At 64.7% G+C, this 18,897-nt stretch carries 21 protein-coding genes and 1 CRISPR repeat array; of the genes, 7 read left to right on the top strand and 14 right to left on the bottom strand.

The window, feature by feature from the left end; genetic code table 11:
* Positions 1-3 precede the first annotated feature (3 nt).
* From ACMHYJ_RS08135 to ACMHYJ_RS08100, 8 genes are all read right to left on the bottom strand, one after another.
* A complete protein-coding gene (locus ACMHYJ_RS08135) occupies positions 4-513 on the bottom strand; it encodes a MaoC family dehydratase (protein ID WP_414245857.1) in 510 nt (169 codons plus the stop codon).
* 42 nt (positions 514-555) lie between these two features.
* Positions 556-1,659 (bottom strand): L-threonylcarbamoyladenylate synthase, encoded by a 1,104-nt coding sequence (locus ACMHYJ_RS08130; protein WP_414245721.1) that lies wholly within the window; start codon positions 1,657-1,659, stop codon positions 556-558.
* Entirely contained in the window at positions 1,649-2,833 is a 1,185-nt protein-coding gene (locus ACMHYJ_RS08125) for a 5-(carboxyamino)imidazole ribonucleotide synthase (protein ID WP_414245720.1), read from the bottom strand. Before ACMHYJ_RS08125 ends, ACMHYJ_RS08130 begins: the two co-directional genes overlap by 11 nt.
* Positions 2,833-3,369, bottom strand: a complete 537-nt coding sequence (gene purE, locus ACMHYJ_RS08120) for a 5-(carboxyamino)imidazole ribonucleotide mutase (protein WP_414245856.1) — start codon at positions 3,367-3,369, stop codon at positions 2,833-2,835. Before purE ends, ACMHYJ_RS08125 begins: the two co-directional genes overlap by 1 nt.
* The gene (locus ACMHYJ_RS08115) at positions 3,369-4,256 is read right to left on the bottom strand and encodes a phosphoribosylaminoimidazolesuccinocarboxamide synthase (protein ID WP_414245719.1); all 888 of its coding nucleotides are present in this window, start codon (positions 4,254-4,256) and stop codon (positions 3,369-3,371) included. The genes purE and ACMHYJ_RS08115 overlap by 1 nt, the downstream gene beginning before the upstream one ends.
* Before the next feature lie 6 nt (positions 4,257-4,262).
* Positions 4,263-5,327 (bottom strand): class II fructose-bisphosphate aldolase, encoded by a 1,065-nt coding sequence (gene fba, locus ACMHYJ_RS08110; RefSeq protein ID WP_414245718.1) that lies wholly within the window; start codon positions 5,325-5,327, stop codon positions 4,263-4,265.
* Between the two features lie 225 nt (positions 5,328-5,552).
* Entirely contained in the window at positions 5,553-6,200 is a 648-nt protein-coding gene (gene mog / locus ACMHYJ_RS08105; protein WP_414245717.1) for a molybdopterin adenylyltransferase, read from the bottom strand.
* A complete protein-coding gene (locus tag ACMHYJ_RS08100) occupies positions 6,197-6,637 on the bottom strand; it encodes a nucleoside deaminase (RefSeq protein WP_414245716.1) in 441 nt (146 codons plus the stop codon). The genes mog and ACMHYJ_RS08100 overlap by 4 nt, the downstream gene beginning before the upstream one ends.
* A 39-nt stretch (positions 6,638-6,676) precedes the next feature.
* Here ACMHYJ_RS08100 and ACMHYJ_RS08095 point away from each other — a divergent pair, with 39 nt between their 5' ends.
* On the top strand, positions 6,677-7,489 hold the full coding sequence (locus ACMHYJ_RS08095) for a TOBE domain-containing protein (protein WP_414245715.1): 813 nt from the start codon (positions 6,677-6,679) through the stop codon (positions 7,487-7,489).
* Here the strand turns inward: ACMHYJ_RS08095 and ACMHYJ_RS08090 are convergent.
* From ACMHYJ_RS08090 to modA, 3 genes are read right to left on the bottom strand one after another with little or no spacing between them, the layout of a single operon-like run.
* The gene (locus ACMHYJ_RS08090; RefSeq protein ID WP_414245714.1) at positions 7,442-8,170 is read right to left on the bottom strand and encodes a sulfate/molybdate ABC transporter ATP-binding protein; all 729 of its coding nucleotides are present in this window, start codon (positions 8,168-8,170) and stop codon (positions 7,442-7,444) included. The genes ACMHYJ_RS08095 and ACMHYJ_RS08090 overlap by 48 nt on opposite strands.
* Positions 8,171-8,204: 34 nt before the next feature.
* Positions 8,205-8,885, bottom strand: a complete 681-nt coding sequence (gene modB, locus ACMHYJ_RS08085) for a molybdate ABC transporter permease subunit (protein WP_414245713.1) — start codon at positions 8,883-8,885, stop codon at positions 8,205-8,207.
* 6 nt (positions 8,886-8,891) lie between these two features.
* Complete coding sequence (gene modA, locus ACMHYJ_RS08080) at positions 8,892-9,641, bottom strand: molybdate ABC transporter substrate-binding protein (protein ID WP_414245712.1); 750 nt, start codon at positions 9,639-9,641, stop codon at positions 8,892-8,894.
* A gap of 183 nt (positions 9,642-9,824) precedes the next feature.
* Between modA and xerD the strand changes: the two genes are divergently transcribed.
* The 3 genes from xerD (at position 9,825) to ACMHYJ_RS08065 (ending at position 12,333) form a co-directional block, all read left to right on the top strand.
* Positions 9,825-10,730 (top strand): site-specific tyrosine recombinase XerD, encoded by a 906-nt coding sequence (gene xerD / locus ACMHYJ_RS08075; protein WP_414245711.1) that lies wholly within the window; start codon positions 9,825-9,827, stop codon positions 10,728-10,730.
* 97 nt (positions 10,731-10,827) lie between these two features.
* On the top strand, positions 10,828-11,328 hold the full coding sequence (locus tag ACMHYJ_RS08070; protein ID WP_414245710.1) for an aminoacyl-tRNA deacylase: 501 nt from the start codon (positions 10,828-10,830) through the stop codon (positions 11,326-11,328).
* A gap of 150 nt (positions 11,329-11,478) precedes the next feature.
* Complete coding sequence (locus ACMHYJ_RS08065; RefSeq protein ID WP_414245709.1) at positions 11,479-12,333, top strand: MT-A70 family methyltransferase; 855 nt, start codon at positions 11,479-11,481, stop codon at positions 12,331-12,333.
* On the opposite strand, the gene ACMHYJ_RS08060 is transcribed toward ACMHYJ_RS08065, so the two are convergent.
* Positions 12,303-13,025, bottom strand: coding sequence for a BglII/BstYI family type II restriction endonuclease (locus ACMHYJ_RS08060; protein ID WP_414245708.1), 723 nt, complete (start codon positions 13,023-13,025; stop codon positions 12,303-12,305). The two genes, ACMHYJ_RS08065 and ACMHYJ_RS08060, sit on opposite strands and share 31 nt — an antisense overlap.
* Before the next feature lie 111 nt (positions 13,026-13,136).
* Between ACMHYJ_RS08060 and hpaA the strand changes: the two genes are divergently transcribed.
* Positions 13,137-14,063: a 4-hydroxyphenylacetate catabolism regulatory protein HpaA gene (gene hpaA, locus ACMHYJ_RS08055; protein ID WP_414245707.1), complete on the top strand. Its 927-nt coding sequence runs from the start codon at positions 13,137-13,139 to the stop codon at positions 14,061-14,063.
* On the opposite strand, the gene ACMHYJ_RS08050 is transcribed toward hpaA, so the two are convergent.
* Together ACMHYJ_RS08050 and ACMHYJ_RS08045 are read right to left on the bottom strand one after the other, a co-directional pair.
* Positions 14,050-14,997 carry a p-hydroxyphenylacetate 3-hydroxylase reductase component gene (locus tag ACMHYJ_RS08050; protein ID WP_414245706.1) on the bottom strand — a complete coding sequence of 316 codons (948 nt, stop codon included), beginning with the start codon at positions 14,995-14,997 and terminating at the stop codon, positions 14,050-14,052. The two genes, hpaA and ACMHYJ_RS08050, sit on opposite strands and share 14 nt — an antisense overlap.
* Before the next feature lie 130 nt (positions 14,998-15,127).
* The gene (locus ACMHYJ_RS08045) at positions 15,128-16,297 is read right to left on the bottom strand and encodes a p-hydroxyphenylacetate 3-hydroxylase oxygenase component (RefSeq protein ID WP_414245705.1); all 1,170 of its coding nucleotides are present in this window, start codon (positions 16,295-16,297) and stop codon (positions 15,128-15,130) included.
* 189 nt (positions 16,298-16,486) lie between these two features.
* Here ACMHYJ_RS08045 and ACMHYJ_RS08040 point away from each other — a divergent pair, with 189 nt between their 5' ends.
* Together ACMHYJ_RS08040 and ACMHYJ_RS08035 are read left to right on the top strand one after the other, a co-directional pair.
* On the top strand, positions 16,487-16,828 hold the full coding sequence (locus ACMHYJ_RS08040) for a hypothetical protein (protein ID WP_414245704.1): 342 nt from the start codon (positions 16,487-16,489) through the stop codon (positions 16,826-16,828).
* 242 nt (positions 16,829-17,070) lie between these two features.
* Positions 17,071-18,230: direct repeats of the CRISPR family, unit length 32 nt; unit sequence GTCGCGCCTCATGTAGGCGCGTGGATTGAAAC.
* A gap of 308 nt (positions 18,231-18,538) precedes the next feature.
* The coding region (locus ACMHYJ_RS08035) for a helix-turn-helix domain-containing protein (RefSeq protein ID WP_414245703.1) at positions 18,539-18,897 on the top strand (359 nt) is incomplete at its 3' end.

Raw genomic sequence — 18,897 nt, 5'->3', positions numbered from 1 at the left:
GACTCAGCCCGCCGGGGACGCATCCAGGTCGAACAGGCTGGTGACTTCCAGCTCCAGCACCTGCTGGTCATCCTGATTGAACAGGCGCCAAGTCCAGCGCAAGATGCCCAGGTCATCCCGCGAAGACGAAATGCGCTTGGAATCCACCGTGGCCTCCAGACGCAGTTGGTCGCCTGGCCGCACCGGCACCATCCAGCGCAGGCGTTCCAGCCCGGGCGAACCAAAGGACTCCGACCCCGACAGGGCGGCCTCCGCCGCCAGGCGCATAGCCAGCCCGCAAGTCATCCAGCCGCTGGCGATCAGCCCCCCCCAGCGGCTTTCCTCGGCCCGCTGGGCATCCAGGTGAAACCACTGCGGGTCATAGGCTTTGGCAAAGGCCAGCATCTCGGCCTGATCGACGGTCACCGGGCCATGCGTGATGACCTGGCCAGGTTCGAATTCCTTGAATTTCATGATGGCTTCCCATGTGGATTCCCGCTGTCGCGGGGGTACGGTTTCTACGCGCGGGACGATGGTTTCGACCCGGCGGGGGGCAACGGAAACGCAGCCCGGCGGCTAAACGCCGGGCGCGCTGGAAAAAGCGGCGGCCGCCCGGGCAATGCGGTCGCCCACCCCTTGCCAGGCGGGGTCGGCGGGGGGACGCTGCAAAACGATGCCATCATAGCCCGACGCATCCAGGTCGCGCAGCACGGCATACAGGCGATGCGCATAGCGGACGGGATCCTCGGGCAGCACGACCCAATCCAGCCCCGCCGGGGCCGCGCCGGGCGCGGCGCCCAGGACGACCGCGGCGAACCGCGACCCGGCTTCCCCCGCAGGCGGGGGCGCCGGAACATCGCGTCCTGGGGCCGAACGCCTGTCCGGCAGGCCGGCGCGCAGGCGGCGCAGCAGGCCGGCCCAGTCCGCCAGCGACCCGGCGTCGGCCAGGATGACCGGGGTGCGCGGGGCATAGTGCGCCTTCAGGGATCCCGACACCCGGGGCGCGGCGGCATCGGGCAGGGCGGGCAGTTCGCCCAGCACCTCGGCCAACTGTACCCGGCTGATGTGTCCGGGACGCAGCAAAACCGGCGGCATCCCCTGATCCAGGCGGGAGAGATCGAGGATGGTGGATTCAATGCCCACCGCAGACGCCCCCCCTTCCAGGATCATCAAGGCCTGGTCGTCCAGGTCTGGGAATTCGGCCCGCACATGATCGGCGCGCGTGGGGGAAACCCGGCCGAACTGGTTGGCCGACGGGGCCGCCACCCCGCCGCCGCCATGCGGCTTCAGGGCGGAAAACACGTGCAGCATGGCCTGCGCCACCGGATGCGACGGACAGCGCAGGCCGATGCTGTCCTGGCCCCCACTGACCGCGTCCGGGATATGCGCCGCGCGCGGCAGGATCAGGGTCAGCGGCCCGGGCCAGAACACGGCTATCAGCCGGCTGGCCAGGTGCGGCACGCGGGCGGCCCAATAGCCCGGGTCGGCATCCGGGGCCAAGTGCACGATCACGGGATGGTCGGCCGGGCGCCGCTTGGCGGCATAAATGCGCGCCACCGCCTGGGGGTTTTCGGCATCGGCCCCCAGCCCATAGACGGTTTCGGTGGGAAAGGCCACCAGGCGCCCCTGGATCAGGCGGTGGGCCGCCTGGATGATCCGCGCCTGGGCATCATCCGACATGGGGCAGCCCCAGCACGGCGCGCACCCGGGCCACCCGCTTCAGGAGTTCGGGCGCGGTTGCGCCAACCACATTGATATGGCCCATCTTGCGCCCGGGCCGGGCCTGGGTCTTGGCATACAGGTGCAGGCGGGTGCCCGGCACCGCCAGCACCCCGGCCCAGTTGGGCTCGCGCTGCCCGCCCTGGGCATCGAACCAGAGGTCGCCCAGGACATTCAGCATGGCCGTGGGGCACAAGGTTTCGGTCAGGCCCAAGGGCAGGCCGGCCATGACGCGGGCCTGCTGCTCGAACTGGCTGACCAGGCAGCCATCCTGGGTATAGTGGCCGCTGTTGTGCGGCCGAGGGGCCATTTCGTTGGCGATGACGCCGCCGTCCCGCAGGACGAAAAATTCCACGCACAGGACACCGTGATAATCCAGGTGATCCGCCACGCGCAAGGCATGGCGGCGGGCCTGATCTGCCACGCCCGCGGGCACCGAGCCATCCACCACCGACAAGGCCAGGATGCCGTCCTGGTGCGCATTGCGCGACGGCGGATAGCTGACGGTGCGGCCATCCAGGCCGCGCACCACCACGACGGAGATTTCGTAATCCAGCGGCTGCAGGGCTTCGAGCACACAGGCCACGCCGCCCAGTTGGGCGTGGGCTTGCACGGCCTGCTTGCGGCTGGCGACCCGAACCTGCCCCTTGCCGTCGTATCCCAGGCGCGCAGTCTTCAGGATACCCGGGAACAAGGCCGCGTCGCAGGCGTCCAGATCGGCGGCCTGGCGAATGGCCGCGTGGGCGGCCACCGGCACCCCGGACGCCTGCAGATAGGCTTTTTCCGCGATGCGATCCTGGGCCACGGCCACCGCATCGCCGGACGGCGCGGTGCGGCAGTGCGCCGCCAGCCGCCGCAGGCTGTCGGCCGGGACGTTCTCGAATTCGGTGGTGACCGCCGCGCACAGGCCGGCCAGCAGATCGAGGGCCTGCGGGTCGTCGTAGGCCGCCCGCACATGACGGTCGGCCACCATGCCCGCCGGGCTGGATTCGGCCGGGTCGAGCACGGCGACGCGATAGCCCAGGGCCTGGGCGGCCTGACAGAACATGCGCCCCAGCTGCCCGCCGCCCAATACCCCGAGCCAGGCGCCGGGGGCCGTGGGCAGCCCGGAAGATTGTGCGGTTTCAGATGCCATCAGCCGGCCTCCGGTGGAACGGCCATGGACTGGGCAGCTTGGGTCTGGTGCGCCCGGTAGGCCTGCAGTTTGTGCAAGAGATCGGGATCCGTCATGGCCAGGTTGGCCACTACATGCAAAGCCGCATTGGCCGCGCCGGCCTCGCCGATGGCGAAAGTGCCCACCGGCACGCCGCGCGGCATCTGCACGATGGACAAGAGAGAGTCTTCGCCCCGCAGGTAGCGCGAAGGCACCGGCACGCCGAAGACGGGCACCGGGGTCAAGGCCGCCATCATGCCGGGCAAATGGGCCGCGCCCCCCGCCCCCGCGATAATGGCGCGCAAGCCCCGGGCCACCGCCTGGGCGCCGTAGTCCACCATGTCGAGCGGCATGCGATGCGCCGACACCACGCGGGTTTCGTAGGGGATGTTGAATTCGTCCAATACGCCGATGGCATGGCGCATAACGTCCCAATCGCTGGAAGACCCCATGATGACCCCCACCACAGGGCGGTCGTGGGCCGGGCCGCCCGGCGACGGCACCCCCCCGCCGCGCATCATGCAGCCCCCTGGGTCAGACGATCCTGGGCCTCGCGGTATTTTTCGGCGGTGCGTTCCAGGACGTCCGCGGGCAAGCGCGGCGCGGGCGGGGTTTTGTCCCAAGCCTGGGTTTCCAGCCAGTCGCGCACGAACTGCTTGTCGAAGGAAGGCGGGCTGATCCCCACCGCATAGCCATCGGCCGGCCAGAAGCGGGACGAATCGGGGGTGAGGACTTCGTCCATCAGGTGCAGCGTGCCGCGCGCGTCCAGGCCGAATTCAAATTTGGTATCCGCAATCAGGATGCCCTGGCGGCTGGCATAGGCGGCGGCTTCCGCATACAGCGCCAGCGTCAGGCGACGAATCTGGCTGGCCAAATCCTGGCCCACCTGCGCCACCACGTAGTTGAAATCGACGTTTTCATCGTGCTGGCCGAATTCGGCCTTGGCCGCCGGGGTGAAAATGGGTTCGGGCAGTTTTTCGGCCTGGCGCAGACCGGCGGGCAAGACCACGCCGCAGACCGCGCCGCTGGCCTGGTAGTCTTTCCAGCCCGAGCCGATCAGATAGCCCCGCGCCACGGCCTCGACCAGAACCGGTTGCAGGCGCTTGACCACCATGGCGCGGCCCGCGACCTGGTCGCGTTCTTCGGGGGCCACCACGTCTTCGGGCGCAATGCCCGTGACGTGCGTGGGCACCAGATGGCCCAGGCGCTGCAGCCAGAATTCGGTCAGGGCGGTCAGCACCTTGCCCTTGCCGGGGATCGGATCGTCCAGGATGACGTCGAAGGCCGAGATCCGGTCGGTGGCGACGATGAGCAATTTATCTTCGCCCACGGCATACATGTCGCGGACCTTGCCGCGCCCCAGCAGGGGCAGCGATTGGATGGTGGATTGGAGCAGGGCCTTCATCTGAGTTTATTTCACCAATTGCTTGAGTTCGCCGGCGGCGTAGCGGGCCGCCATGTCGGTCAAGGGAATGGCCTTGATCTTGGACGCATTGCCGGCGGTGCCGAATTGCTCGTAACGCGCCAGGCAGATTTTCTTGGCGGCTTCGCGGGCGGGCTTGAGGTATTCCCGCGGGTCGAATTTACTGGGGTTTTCGGCCATGAAGCGGCGGATGGCGCCAGTCATGGCCAGGCGGATATCGGTGTCGATATTGACCTTGCGCACGCCGAACTTGATGGCTTCCTGCAGTTCTTCGACGGGCACGCCGTAGGTTTCTTTCATGTCGCCGCCGAATGCGCGGATTTCGGCCAGGAGCTCCTGCGGCACGCTGGAGCTGCCATGCATGACCAGGTGCGTGTTGGGCAGGCGGGCGTGGATTTCCTTGATGCGCTGCACGGACAGGATGTCGCCGGTGGGCTGGCGCGTGAACTTGTAAGCGCCGTGGCTGGTGCCCACGGCAATGGCCAGGGCGTCCAGCTGGGTCCGGGTGACGAAGTCCGCCGCCTGTTCGGGATCGGTCAGCAGCTGTTCGCGCGTCATGGTGCCTTCGGCCCCATGGCCGTCTTCCTTGTCGCCCTTCATGGTTTCCAGGGATCCCAGGCAGCCCAGTTCGCCTTCGACGGTGACGCCCAGCTTATGGGCCATGGACACCACCTGCCGGGTGACGTCCAGGTTGTATTCGTAGGAGGAAATGGTCTTGCCATCGGCCATCAGCGACCCGTCCATCATGACGCTGGAAAAGCCCAGGTCGATGGCCCCCTGGCACACGGCGGGCGACTGACCGTGATCCTGGTGCATGACCACGGGAATATGCGGATAGGTTTCGACCGCGGCCTGGATCAGGTATTTCAGGAAGCCTTCACCGGCATATTTGCGCGCGCCGGCCGATGCCTGCATGATGACCGGGCTGTTGGTCTGGTCGGCGGCCTCCATGATGGCCTGAACCTGTTCCAGGTTATTGACGTTAAAGGCGGGAATCCCGTAGCCGTTTTCAGCTGCGTGATCCAGGAGTTGACGCATGGAAACCAGGGCCATGACTGGACCTCCAGAATAAAATAGTGGAAAAAATCGAATTCCTGGGATTTTAAGGCGGAATGGGAATTACTGCTGGTCGGCCGCCAAACGAACCGCCGGGGCGCTCGGCAGCGGCATCCCCCTTGCGGTCGTCCCATCCTTGCACGGCGGCCGGCCCCTGGCCGGTCAGATCAGCGCCAATGCTCGGCTGCGAACACCCAGCCCCCTGCGCAGCGGCCGGCCCGGTTATCGGGCTTCGGCGCCTGAATGGGCCGGGCGGCGGGCGGATTTGGGCCGGAACGCCTGGACGACGGCGTCATGCGTTTCGATATAGGGGCCGCCGATCAAATCCAGACAATACGGCACCGCCGCGAAAATACCCGGCACCCGCACCCGGCCATCGTCACCCCGCAAGCCTTCGAGGGTTTCGGCAATGGCCTTGGGCTGCCCCGGCAGATTGATGATCAGCGCGGCATGGTCGGACAATTCGCGGATGACGGCCACCTGGCGCGACAGGATCGCCGTGGGCACGAAGGCCAGGCTGACCTGGCGCATTTGCTCGCCGAAGCCGGGCATCTGGCGGGTGGCGACATCCAGGGTGGCCTCGGGGGTGACGTCGCGGCGGGCCGGGCCGGTGCCCCCGGTGGTCAGCACCAGGTCGCAGCGGGCCTCGTCCACCAGTTCGCGCAAGGCGGCGGCGACCGTCGCCCGATCATCCGGGATCAGGCGCGTGACGACCTGCGGCGGCCGGATCAGGGCCTTTTCCAGCCAATCGGCCAGGGCCGGGACACCCTGATCGGCGTACACCCCCGACGAGGCGCGATCCGACACGGACACCAGGCCGACCAGGAGATCGTCGGGATGGCGGCGTTGCAAGGGAAAAGGCTGGGTCATGGCTGGCCGATGTCCTCGTTCCAGAGATCGGGATGGTCGCGGATGAAATCGCGCATCAGGGCCACGCAGGCCGCGTCCTGCAGAACCTCGACCTGCACCCCCCGGGCGCGCAGCAACGCCTCGTCGCCCAGGAAGGTCTGGTTTTCGCCAATGACGACGCGGGGAATGCCATAGAGCAGGATCGCCCCAGTGCACATGGGACACGGCGACAGGGTGGTGTACAGCACCGACTGCTGGTAGATGTGGGCCGGCTGGCGGCCGGCGTTTTCGAAGGCGTCCATTTCACCGTGCAGTATGGCGCTGCCCTGCTGCACCCGCCGGTTGTGGCCGCGCCCCAGCACGCGCCCCTGGTGCACGATGACCGAGCCAATGGGAATGCCGCCCTCGGCCAGCCCCAGGCGGGCTTCTTCCAGGGCAAGCTGCAGGTATTGATCCATGATTTATGCGCTCCTGACTTTTTACCTTATTATGCCCGCATGACAGCCCCAAAGACCATCCCCCCGGAATTCACCGCCACCCTCGGCCTGCGCAGCGGCGACCAGGCCTGGGGGTCGGAGCGCCGCATGGCGCTGCTGGCGGCCATCGACACCGAAGGCTCGATCAGCGCGGCGGCCCGCAAGATCGGCCTCAGCTACAAGGCCGCCTGGGACGCCGTGGACATGATGAACAATCTGGCCGGCGACCTGCTGGTCGAGCGCATCACCGGGGGCGCGCGAGGCGGGGGGGCCTGCCTGACGGATCGCGCCCGCCAGCTGGTGTCCTGGTATCAGGCCGTGCAGGCCGAGCACCAGCGCTTCATGGCCGTGCTGTCCCGCTTCGGGCCGGACAGCCAGCGGCACCTGGATCTGCTGCACAGCATGGCGCTGCAAACCTCCGCGCGCAACCGCTTCGAAGGCATCATCCAACAGATCGACAGCGGCCCCATCAACGACTGCCTGACCCTGCGGCTGGACGACGCCCATTGCCTGACCGCCACCCTGACCCACGCCAGCACGGAACGTCTGGGGCTGGCCCCCGGACGCCGGGCGCTGGCCTTCATCAAGGCGCAGGCGGTCGCCATCGCGCCTCGCCCGGGCCCGGCCTCCCGCCCCGACGGCACCGCCTGGCCGGGACGCGTCCAGGCGGTGGTGACCGGCGCCGGGCTGCAGGAAATCAGCCTGGAAATCAGCCCCCACATACACATCACGGGGATTCTGGATCTCAGCCACGAAGACGCCGCCTGCACCGTCGGCGGCTCGGCCCTAGCCTGGTTTGCCGCCAGCGATGTGCTGCTCGGCACCCTGGACTGACGCGTCGACCACGCGCCCCCTGGCGATGTGGAACACCTCGTCCGCCAAGGCCTGCACATCGGCGGGATCATGGGTGATCAGCACCGTGGGGATGTCGATGTCGCGCTGCAATTGCGCCAGTTCGGCGCGCATCTGGGTGCGTAGCCCGATATCCAGGGCCGACAAGGGTTCATCCAGCAGCAGCAGGCCGGGGTCGATGGACAAGGCTCGGGCCAAGGCCACCCGCTGGCGCTGCCCGCCGGACAAGGCCAGGGGATAGCGATCCAGCAGCCCGTCCAGCTGAAAGGCGCGCACCCAGCGCAAAGCCTGCTCGGGCAGCGCCCTGGACTGCCGCCAGGGCCAGGCGTGCCAATTGAGGCAGCCCTTGCGCAAGCCGAACGCAATGTTCTGGCGCACCGTCAGGTGCGGAAACAAGGCGTAATCCTGAAACAAATAGGCCAGGCGACGTTGGCGCGGCGGGACATCCACCCCGGCGGCCGAATCGAACAGCACGCGGCCATCCACCTCGATCCGCCCCGCGTCCGGCCGCAACAGGCCGGCAATCGCCTGCATGGTGAGAGTCTTGCCCGAACCCGACGGCCCGAACAAGGCGACCCGGCGGCTGCTGGCGCGCCAGGCGGGCTGCAGGAGAAAGCCTTCCGGCCCGCCTACCTGGCAAGAAAAATCCACTGAAATACTCATGCCTGCCTACCCGGATGCGCATCCGCGAACCAATTCATGCGCCCCCCCGCCGCTGGCGCCGCCCGCCCGGCATGAGCCAGGCCGCCAGGCACAGCACCGCGACACAGGTGGCCGACGTGACCAGCACCAGGATGTTGGCGGTGTCGTCGTTGCCGGCCTGCACGGCCTCGTAGATGGCGATCGACAAGGTCTGGGTTCTGCCGGGGATGTTGCCCGCCACCATCAGGGTCGCGCCGAATTCGCCCAAGGCTCGGGCGAAAGCCAGCAGAACACCGGCCAGAATCCCGCGCGCGGCCAGCGGCAGGCTGACCCGGAAGAACACCGCCAGCGGGGGCACGCCCAGCACAGTGGCCGCCTGTTCCAAGCGGTGATCGACATCCAGAAAGGCTGCCCGCGCAGCCTTCAGCACCATGGGATAGGCCACCACCGAGGCCGCCAGCACCGCCCCCTGCCAGGTAAACACCAATTCGATGCCATGGGACTGCAGCCAGGCCCCCAGCCAGCCGCGCCGCCCGAAAACCACCAGCAGATAATAGCCGGTGACGGTGGGCGGCAAAACCATGGGCAGGGTCAACAAGGCGTCGACCACATCGCACCAGCGCGACGACCAGCGCGACAGGCCGTAGGCCGTGGCGATGCCCCCCGCCGTCGCCAGCAGGGTGGCCCAACCGGCCACCTTCAGGGACAACAGCAGGGGAACCCAAAGTTCAGGCATGCGGCATCAGGGTTTGGCGAAGCCGTATTGCGCCAGAATCGCCTGACCTTCGGGAGACAAGACGTATTCCAGGAAGCCGGCGGCTTCCGGCGCCCGGCCATCGCGCTGCACCAGGGCGATGGGATAGACCACGGGCGTGGGCGTGTCCACGGTCTGCACCACCGTGACCTTGTCCTTGGCCGTGGCGGCATCCGTGGCAAAAACGAAGCCGGCATCCACTTCGCCGCGCTCGACGTAGTTCAGCACCTGGCGCACGTTCTGCCCAAGAATCTGGCGCGCCTGAACCTGATCCCAGGCTCCGGCCTGCTGCAAGGCGGCCTGGGTATAGCGCCCCACCGGCACGGAATCCGGGTTGCCCAGCGCAATGCGCTGCACCGCATCGCCCGACAGGTCTTTCAGCGACTTGATCTTGCCGGGGTTGTCGGCGGGCACGATCAGCACGACTTGGTTGCGCACAAAATCCGCGCGGGTGGCCGGATCGACGGCCTTGGCATCCACGGCCTTGTCCATTGCTTTCTGATCCGCCGAGGCGAACACATCGGCCGGCGCGCCTTCGATAATCTGGCGCAGCACGACGTCCGATGCGCCGAAGGTGGTGGACACCGTGGTGTCCGGGTGGGCGACCTGGTACTGCGCGGCCAGATCCTTGAAGGCATTGGTCAGGCTGGCGGCGCCGGCAACCAGCACCTCGCCCGCCAGGGCGGGGGTGATGGCGCAGGCCAGGGCGCCGGCGACGAGTAAACGACGAAACAACATGCGAGGTCTCCTGTGAAACGGCAAAATTCGATTCCATCGGAATCAACCGTGTGATCGTAATATATATAGGTATATTTCGCTATAGCCCATGGCGTGATAATGATTATTCCCTGGCGAGTAGAATAAGGGCAGGAGCCCACGCCCGCCCGCCAGAACCCACGCCTCACGCCTCGCCGATCCGCCATGCCCAGCCAGCCCTCCGCCTTGCCTTCCCTCGACGCGTTCCTGGATGCCTTGTGGTTGGAAGACGGCCTGGCCGCCAATACGCTGGCGGCCTACCGGCGCGACCTGACCGCCTTTGGGCGCTGGCTGGCGCAAACCCACCGTCTGGCCCCGGAAGCCGCGCGCCAGGAACACATCCAGGCCTGGATGGCCAGCCAATATCTGCAGACCAAGGCCAGCACCGCCAACCGGCGGCTGGCCGCCCTGCGGCGCTATTACCTGTGGGCCCTTCGCCGCGGCCTGTGCCCGGACGACCCGTGCCTGGGCCTGCACAGCGCCAAACAACCCGCGCGCTTTCCCAAGACGCTGTCCGAAGCCCAGGTGGACGCCCTGCTGGACGCCCCCGACACGGACGGCACCCTGGGCCTGCGCGACCGCGCCATGCTGGAAACCCTGTACGCCACCGGTCTGCGCGTCAGTGAACTGGTCAACCTGGGGATGCAGGACGCCAGCCTGGACGAAGGCGTGGTGCGGGTGGTCATGGGCAAGGGCGCCAAGGATCGGCTGGTGCCCCTGGGCGATGAAGCCCTGCACTGGATAGACCGCTACCTGCGCGACAGCCGTCCGGCCCTGCTGGGCCGCCGCGTGGCCGATGCCCTGTTCGTCACCACCCGCGCCGCCGCTATGAGCCGCCAGGCGTTCTGGCTGCTCATCCGCAAGTACGCCGACCAGGCGGACATCCGCGTGCCGTTGTCGCCCCACGTGCTGCGCCATGCATTCGCCACCCATCTGCTGAACCACGGCGCGGATTTGCGCGTGGTGCAGCTGCTGCTGGGACACGCGGACATTTCCACCACCCAGATTTACACCCACGTGGCACGCGAACGTCTGAAAACCCTATACCAACAGCACCATCCCCGGGCGTAGCGCCCCGCCTGGCCATTCGCCCGACTTGAACTCAGCATCCACGACGCCCTATCGCCGCGCCACCCCCCGCCATCATTCGCCAAACAGGACACCGGGCATGAGCAAAACCAGACACACCTCGGAAACCCCCGCCACCCATTGGCTGCGTCAACAGAAAATCCCGTTTACCGAATACCCCTACGATTACGTGGATCACGGCGGGGCCCGCGAGGCCGCCCGCCAACTGGGGGTGCCGCTGCACCAGGTGGCCAAGACCCTGATCATGGAAGATGAACACGGCCACCCCCTGGTCGTGCTGATGCACGGCGACTGCGCGGTGTCCACCAAAAACCTGGCGCGCCAGACCGGCGCCAAGAAAATCACGCCCTGCACCCCCGAAACCGCCCAGCGCCACTCGGGCTACCAGGTGGGCGGGACGTCGCCCTTCGCCACCCGCAAACGCATGCCGATCTGGGTGGAACGCAGCCTGCTGGACTATGACACCGTCTACCTGAACGGCGGGCGGCGCGGCTACCTGATCGGCGTCGCCGCCCATGTGCTGGCCGGGCCGCTGGGCGCCCGGCCCGTGACGGCCGGACTGCCGGCGGGGGATGCATAAAATGCCTTTACCTGTATAAAAACACAGGCTATCATGACAGCGATGCAGCGGTTCGATTGGCCTGCTGCACCGCCACACCGATTTGCAGTTTCTGGCCAGTTTCATCATAATTAGATCTGTCATTAGATCTTACCCGCAAACCAGCTGAAAATGAAAAAACCCGCCAAGACAGACGCCAACGACTACGCCCCGCTCCCCCAGGTAGCCGGAGGGTTTTCAACCGTCCTGGCCGACCCGCCCTGGCGCTTCACCAACCGCACTGGCAAAGTGGCCCCCGAACACCGCCGGCTTGGGCGCTACGGCACGATGCAGCTGGATGAGATCAAAGCCTTGCCCGTGGCCGACGTCACGGCAAAAAATGCCCACCTCTACTTATGGGTTCCCAACGCCTTGTTGCCCGAAGGCCTGGGTGTCATGCAAGCCTGGGGGTTTCGCTATATCAGCAATATCGTCTGGGCCAAACGCCGCAAGGACGGCGGCCCCGACGGACGCGGCGTCGGATTCTACTTCAGAAACGTCACCGAACTCCTGCTGTTCGGTGTCAAGGGCTCCATGCGCACGCTGGCCCCTGGCCGATCTCAAGTCAACATGCTCGAAACCCGCAAGCGCGAACACTCCCGCAAGCCCGACGAACAATATACGCTGATCGAATCCTGCTCTCCCGGCGCCTATCTTGAACTGTTCGCCAGGTACCCCAGGGCGGGATGGTCCGTATGGGGCGACGAATCCGCCGCAGGCATCACGCCACAGGGCGCTGTGCACAAAGGCTATGAAGGCGGGCCCATGCTGCCCGACCTTTTCCCCAACGAAAGGGTTTCCGCCGAACGCGCTGCCAGCATGGGCAGGCAGTTGCGCACACTCTACGAAAACGGACAAAGCGTCCGCGAATTGGCGGCCGCAACCGGCTATTCCATCCAACGCATCAGGTCATTGCTGATCACAGCGGGAACCATCCTGCGGCCACAAGGCCGCCATCATGCTGAAACCGATTCCATCCTGACGTAAGGTCTCCCGTTCCAGGTTGCCGCGTTTGCCGCAACGACCAACAGCGGACAAGTCCCCATGACTGCCCGCCGAACCCGAATCTGCACTTTTTCCAGATTGGTCGTCGTGGAGGTATTCAGATCAATGGGCAACCTGGCATCGCGCTCGTGCGCGGGCAGGGTTGCCTGATAAGCAGCCCACAACGACGACGCAAGCGCCTTCAGGGATTCCCGATCCTGGGTAATCAAAACGGCCGCCGAAATCACACCGGCCTCGTGCCACGCCCGGTATGCCGACAAGTCACGGTCTATATTCCCATCCTTGGCATTCCATTCGACATCCACGACCACCCGCCCCTTGAAGTTATCCACCAGATAGCCTTCTTGATGCACCGGCGCGAGGCGGGCGCGCTCACGCCCTCCCTTGTCGTAGAGTATGCCTTGGGTTTCCAGGTCGATGCGGGTTTCTTTCCAACCCCGTTTGTGGAACATGTCATCCAGTACCTGAGGCACCAGACCACGGTTGCCGCCCTTCTTCAACCAAAGGGCAGGGATCAATTCAAACGTATCGAGGACATGAACAATATCCGTCCATTCCTCGGGACAGACCGCCTTCAGTATGGCGCACGCGGAACTGGTTTCAAGCCATTCCCAACGAGCCCGCACGCTTTTTGGCAGGATGGTGTTGTCGTTATATGTATGCGTTTCGTACATGGCTGCATTCCCGGGTGCGGATCAGTGCAGTGTACCTTCGTGCGCCAAGCGGCCGGACGATGCGTTAGCATAGGCGAAGCGACCGAACGGCCACACGCCAATGCAAAACCCATGCAGGACATCCCCAATCTTCAGCTTACCCACATCGCAGGGCCCCAGTACGCGGACGACGATCTGCACTACGAGGCCCTGGGCACCCTGGCCAGCCAGTTGGGGCGGCAAATGTTCATGCATCGGCACGACCGCTATTTCCAGGTGCACTACGTGCTGGAAGGCCCGGTGCGGGTGCAACTGGAAGACCGCGTCTACCGGCTGCAGGGGCCCATGGTGTTCCTGACGCCGCCGGCCTTCGTGCACGCCTTCGTCACGGACGACCATGCCGACGGCCATGTGCTGACGGTGCGCCAGCAGCTGCTGCGGCCACTGCTGAACGACGCAGCATCCTGGTCCGGCGGGGCGCACGTGGCACCGCTGTGCCTGGCCCTCGCGGGCCTGGACGGGGAAGCCGCCCATGAAGCCCGACGGATGGACGGGCTGTTTGGCCAACTGCAACAGGAATACACCGGCCAGCGGCATGGCCGGGCGCAAAGCCTGGCCCTGTTGGCCCAACTGATCTTCATCAGCCTGCTGCGCCTGTCTCCCCGGGCACTGGAATCCCCGCCCGCCTGCCGGGAAACCCTGCAGCTGTTTCTAGGCTTCAGCACACTGATGGAAGACGGCTTTTGCCGCCACTGGCCCATCCCGCACTATGCCGGCCAACTGGGAATATCCGAGCAGCGCCTGAACGAAATCTGTCACGGGATTGCGGGCAAGCCGCCCAAGCGCCTGATCAACGAGCGCCTGATGCAGGAAGCCCGCCGCCTGCTGCTGTACACCAACCAGCCGGTCAGCCAGGTGGGCTACCGGTTGGGCTTCGAAGACCCGGCCTATTTCGGGCGGTTCTTCCTGCGGCACGCGGGCCAGACCCCCGGCAACTACCGCAGCCACATGGCGCTGCGCCTGGCGCCCGCGGCCGACCGGGCGGCTACGTTGCCATGATGCCCTTGAGCACCCGCTTGAATGCCGCTACTTCGGTCGCATCGAACCGCGACAGCACCTGAGCCTCATGGCGCTGGGCCAGCGCCCAAATGTCGCATACCTGGGTACAACCTTCCGGGGTCAGTTCGTAACCGCCCTCAGTCCGCCGCACCAGGCCACGGCTGCCCAATAGCGTCAAGGTCTGTTCCACGGCGTGCACGGGCATGTCGGCGTCATGGGACAAGGCGGCCATGTCGCGGCATGGGCCATCGTCCAAAATCATCAGCAGGCGGGCCTCGCTGGGCCGCCAGCCGATTTTCATCTGTTCGGGCTGGTAGCTTTGCTGATAGCTGCGCACCGCCTGCGTCAGCAGGAAATACGCGTGATCGGCCAACCGCCCGCGCAGGCTCTTGTCCACCGCCGAAGCGTTGGCCTGCTCACGGTGCGGATGCGGCAACACCATGGAATACGAGCCCTGGTGATACACCAGGGGCGGCCGGCCATTGTCTTCGAACTCGACCACCTGGCCAAGCAGAATCCAGTGATCGCCACCGTCGATGATCTGCTGCTTGCGGCACTGGAAATTGGCGCTGGTGTCTTCCAGCAGGATGCAGCCGCCCTGGCCGGCACGCCAGGCCACCCCGGCATAACGGTCGTCATGCGGACGGGCAAAGCGGTTGGACAATGCGATTTGCCCCATCGACAGGACATTGATGGCGAAATGGCTGGCCCGCTGGAAAACCGGAAAGCTCCCCGAGCGTTTGTCCACGCTCCAGAGCACCAGGGGAGGATCCAGCGACACCGAACTGAAGCTATTGGCCGTGACGCCGACCATGGTCTCGCCGTCATGGGCGGTGACAATCGTGACCCCGGTCGCGAAATTACCCAGCGCGCGACGCAGCACGCGCGGATCAAAAACTTTGGTGGTATCGGATTGCGGGGCATCGTGCGGCATGCCAACTCCTTTGGGACAACATGGGTCAGGGCGCGTTCCGAGCGACTCGTTTGCCGCCCCCGGCCAGTGGCCGGGACGGAAACCCGCCGGAAACACGCGATGAATCGATTCGGGCTGCGGGCGAAACGCCTCAGATCATGGTGGGGTCGGGTTCCAGGCCCATGATTTCGCGTCCCAGGATTTGCGCGCACACATCATAATCGGTGTAGGCGTGGGCGCCCGTCATGTGGCTGTCGCGGAACAGGCGCTGCAGCTCGTTGCCGTCGAACCAGGCGCTGGCGCCCGCCACGCTGAACAGGCGATCCACGGCCTCGATGCACATTTTCACGGCGTAGGCCTGATTGGTGCGCCAGGCGGTCAGGGTTGCCTGAGTGGGATATTGCTTGGCCGCGCCGTGCACCCGGTGGTCTTCCCAGGTCTTTTCCAGGAAAGCGCGCGCCGCGCCCACCTGGTGCGTGGATTCAGCCAGGCGCATCAGCGCGGGGGTGGCCATCCCCACCTGGGCGCCCGTATAGGCCCGCACGCGGTTGCGGGTTTTTTCCTTGAAGGCCTCCAGCATGCGTTCGGCCACACCCAGGCTGATGGCGGCAAAGCCGCTGGCAAAATACGGGCGGTACGGAGTGTAGAAAATCTGGCTGTCGGGGTACAGGCCAAACCCGGCGGAGCGGCCTTCCATCATATCCTTGGCGGCCTGGATGCGGTGCTCTGGCACAAAAACCTTGTCCAGCAACAAGGTCTTGGATCCACTGCCGCGCATGCCCATGGCGTACCAGTCGTCGCGGATGGTGTAGTCCTTGCGCGGCACGACGGCAAAGCAATAAACCTTTTCGCCGTCGTCCTTGAAACGGTTGAAGCCCACGATGGCCCAGTCAGCATGATCGCAACCGCTGCTCCAACCCATTTCGCCGCTGAACAGAATCCCGCCGTCCACTTCTTCGGTGCGGCCGAACGGGGCGATGCTGCTGCTGGCCGTGGCATCGGGATCGGCACCCCAGACATCGTCCTGCAGCTGCTTGGAAAACATGGCCAGCTGATGGCTGTGCGTGCACAGCAGGCTGAATGCCCAGGCGGTTCCCCCGCAGGCCCCCGCCAACGCCACGACACACTGGGCGAACTCCGGCAGCGTGATTTCCAGGCCGCCATAATGCCGGGGCTGGAAGGCGCGATGCAAGCCGGTTTGCTTCAGCAGCCGGATGTTTTCTTCTGGCACCTTGCGTTCTTGTTCGGCTTGATCGGCGCGCGAAGCGATTTCGGGCAGGACGGCAAGAATACGATCCAGCATGGGGTTGGGGCTAGTCATGATGTTCTCCTTGATCGGTGGGCGGTGTGCTCAGGAGAAATAGTAAATATGTTAGCGATTAACCGGAAATGCACATTTGCCAGGGAACATGGTACTTTTCTCGGGATTAAGGGATAACCCCGAGAGGAAATGCCTCCATGCTGCACGGGCTGCGCCCGTTTGCCGCCCCCCAAGGGAATCGTTTCCAGCATGGCTTTTGCGCGGGCGCATGCGCGCTGCCACGACAAGCGCCGCGTCATCCACATCACCCCCTACACCAGCATCATCGAGCAGACGGCCAACATCTTCCGTGATATCTTTGGCGGTGCTGTCATTAAGCATCACAGCAATGCCGAATCCGATCCTGATCAGGAAACATCGGCTGCGCGCCCAGTCTATGAAAACAGGGATGCCCCCATCGTCGATTCGGTAGTCATTCTGGATGAAGCGCAGTTGTGCGGCCTGATGCAGTTGTGCGACCTGATGCAGTTGTGCGACCTGATCAGCCCAGCGCTTGATAGCCTGCGTTTCTATCAGTTGGGTGCCAAGTAGGAACGCCGCATCGAACACATTGGCGCAAAACCTACCCTCAATCTCAATGGTTCGCTGGTTTTTTTGATGCGAACCTTAAGCGCCCGTTAATTTCCCACTGCGTTCGCAGAAATATACTTACTTGATTTTTAATTGATTTTTCAGGGCCTTGCTTGCGGTCTGCTTTCGCTTGCTGCTGTACAAGGGCAGTTCGCGCATTTATCATGTTTTGCCCTTTGCTGTTGTGTGCTTACGCGGAGGGCGTCGCGCCTCATGTAGGCGCGTGGATTGAAACACCTGGAGTCAGGCTGGGCCCGAGTATCAGTGGAGTCGCGCCTCATGTAGGCGCGTGGATTGAAACGCCCATGATTAGTGAGCCATTGCCATCGACCTCGGTCGCGCCTCATGTAGGCGCGTGGATTGAAACTCGCAGCTGGCTGATACGGTCGGCTCCGTCATGAGGTCGCGCCTCATGTAGGCGCGTGGATTGAAACCCATTGTTGTGCGTATGGACCGGGATTGGCAGCGATGTCGCGCCTCATGTAGGCGCGTGGATTGAAACCCTCATGCACGCAGATTTGCGCCTCTGCCCAGTGTCGCGCCTCATGTAGGCGCGTGGATTGAAACGTCAGTCGGCCAGGACGCGCCCGACTGCTCAACGTCGCGCCTCATGTAGGCGCGTGGATTGAAACCTTGGATGGGCGGCCGCCTTTTACTGGATTTTCAGGTCGCGCCTCATGTAGGCGCGTGGATTGAAACTGATGACATGGCAATCCTTTACTCGGTGGCGACCGTCGCGCCTCATGTAGGCGCGTGGATTGAAACAGCAGCCTGCAGGATGCCCTGCGGGCGCTTGGAGCGTCGCGCCTCATGTAGGCGCGTGGATTGAAACTGTTTCGCGTGGCGCAAATTGGGATACGCCGGACAGTCGCGCCTCATGTAGGCGCGTGGATTGAAACGTGCCTACGTCCATACAGCGGTGGTCCGCACAATGTCGCGCCTCATGTAGGCGCGTGGATTGAAACTGTGTGGGTCAAATTCCCATACGGCCCCATCCAACGTCGCGCCTCATGTAGGCGCGTGGATTGAAACTTTGTTGGTGCCGACCGAAACAGCAGGGCCAGGGTGGTCGCGCCTCATGTAGGCGCGTGGATTGAAACCAGGAATTTTTGGAGTCTGGCACCTGGGATGTGGTCGCGCCTCATGTAGGCGCGTGGATTGAAACATCGAGCGCCACCAGTTTCAAGCCCGACAGCTCGTCGCGCCTCATGTAGGCGCGTGGATTGAAACAATCACGACGCTCGGACGGTCGCTGGCGGACGCAGGTCGCGCCTCATGTAGGCGCGTGGATTGAAACCCTGGTGCCGATGAAAAAGCATTTCCCGCGTGATGTCGCGCCTCATGCGGGCGCGTGGATTGAAACAACCGAATTGGCATGCAGAGCCTGCGCGGCTAACCACATCGTCGCGTTCTGTCTTGATCCTGTAGTCGGACTGCACCTGGTTGAGATTCAGGCCGAAGCGGGCGCAGATGGCTTGACCCAGTTCTCGACCTGTCAGTAGAGTGGTATCAGACATAGGCGTTCCAAAGCGAACGCTCCGCAGATCATATGACCGGCGGGGCGCGAAACGCAGTGGTGGCTGCATGTCATCGCCGGTGTAATACTGACCCACCCTGTCGGAGTAAATCTGACCCACCTGGGTAATGATGGTGGCTTTTTGGCCACCAACAATGTTGACTCAGGAGCAAACAGTGGAGATCAAGGTAATGGCGCGTCGTGGCGTCAGCATTCGAGAGATGGCTAAGCAGCTAGGCTGCTCGCGCAACACAATCAGGCGATACCTGCGTGAGGCTGATGCGCAGCAGTACAAGCCGCGTGAAGCGCGGCCAACGAAGTTGGACCCGTACAAGGACTATTTGCACGGGCGCATCGAGGCGGCCCGCCCACACTGGATTCCAGCGGCCGTGCTGTTGCGGGAGATCCAGGAGCTCGGTTATCCGGGCGGCGTCACTCAGCTGAAGGAATATCTGAGGGATTGCAAGCATCGGGAACCAGAGGCGGTCGTGCGCTTCGAGACGCCACCAGGCAG

It is taken from the genome of Castellaniella hirudinis, from assembly GCF_047468865.1.
In the GTDB taxonomy this organism is placed as follows: Bacteria; Pseudomonadota; Gammaproteobacteria; order Burkholderiales; family Burkholderiaceae_B; genus Castellaniella; species Castellaniella hirudinis_A.
This window is presented reverse-complemented; position numbering and strand designations above follow the sequence as displayed.

Coding starts and splice junctions, on each gene's coding strand:
- ACMHYJ_RS08115 (WP_414245719.1), bottom strand. CDS start 4,256: ATGAAGGCCCTGCTCCAATCCACCATCCAATCGCTGCCCCTGCTGGGG.
- ACMHYJ_RS08045 (WP_414245705.1), bottom strand. CDS start 16,297: ATGACTAGCCCCAACCCCATGCTGGATCGTATTCTTGCCGTCCTGCCC.
- ACMHYJ_RS08070 (WP_414245710.1), top strand. CDS start 10,828: ATGAGCAAAACCAGACACACCTCGGAAACCCCCGCCACCCATTGGCTG.
- ACMHYJ_RS08095 (WP_414245715.1), top strand. CDS start 6,677: ATGACAGCCCCAAAGACCATCCCCCCGGAATTCACCGCCACCCTCGGC.
- ACMHYJ_RS08050 (WP_414245706.1), bottom strand. CDS start 14,997: ATGCCGCACGATGCCCCGCAATCCGATACCACCAAAGTTTTTGATCCG.
- modA (WP_414245712.1), bottom strand. CDS start 9,641: ATGTTGTTTCGTCGTTTACTCGTCGCCGGCGCCCTGGCCTGCGCCATC.
- xerD (WP_414245711.1), top strand. CDS start 9,825: ATGCCCAGCCAGCCCTCCGCCTTGCCTTCCCTCGACGCGTTCCTGGAT.
- hpaA (WP_414245707.1), top strand. CDS start 13,137: ATGCAGGACATCCCCAATCTTCAGCTTACCCACATCGCAGGGCCCCAG.
- ACMHYJ_RS08100 (WP_414245716.1), bottom strand. CDS start 6,637: ATGGATCAATACCTGCAGCTTGCCCTGGAAGAAGCCCGCCTGGGGCTG.
- mog (WP_414245717.1), bottom strand. CDS start 6,200: ATGACCCAGCCTTTTCCCTTGCAACGCCGCCATCCCGACGATCTCCTG.
- ACMHYJ_RS08040 (WP_414245704.1), top strand. CDS start 16,487: ATGGCTTTTGCGCGGGCGCATGCGCGCTGCCACGACAAGCGCCGCGTC.
- ACMHYJ_RS08090 (WP_414245714.1), bottom strand. CDS start 8,170: ATGAGTATTTCAGTGGATTTTTCTTGCCAGGTAGGCGGGCCGGAAGGC.
- ACMHYJ_RS08130 (WP_414245721.1), bottom strand. CDS start 1,659: ATGTCGGATGATGCCCAGGCGCGGATCATCCAGGCGGCCCACCGCCTG.
- ACMHYJ_RS08060 (WP_414245708.1), bottom strand. CDS start 13,025: ATGTACGAAACGCATACATATAACGACAACACCATCCTGCCAAAAAGC.
- ACMHYJ_RS08065 (WP_414245709.1), top strand. CDS start 11,479: ATGAAAAAACCCGCCAAGACAGACGCCAACGACTACGCCCCGCTCCCC.
- fba (WP_414245718.1), bottom strand. CDS start 5,327: ATGGCCCTGGTTTCCATGCGTCAACTCCTGGATCACGCAGCTGAAAAC.
- purE (WP_414245856.1), bottom strand. CDS start 3,369: ATGCGCGGCGGGGGGGTGCCGTCGCCGGGCGGCCCGGCCCACGACCGC.
- ACMHYJ_RS08125 (WP_414245720.1), bottom strand. CDS start 2,833: ATGGCATCTGAAACCGCACAATCTTCCGGGCTGCCCACGGCCCCCGGC.
- modB (WP_414245713.1), bottom strand. CDS start 8,885: ATGCCTGAACTTTGGGTTCCCCTGCTGTTGTCCCTGAAGGTGGCCGGT.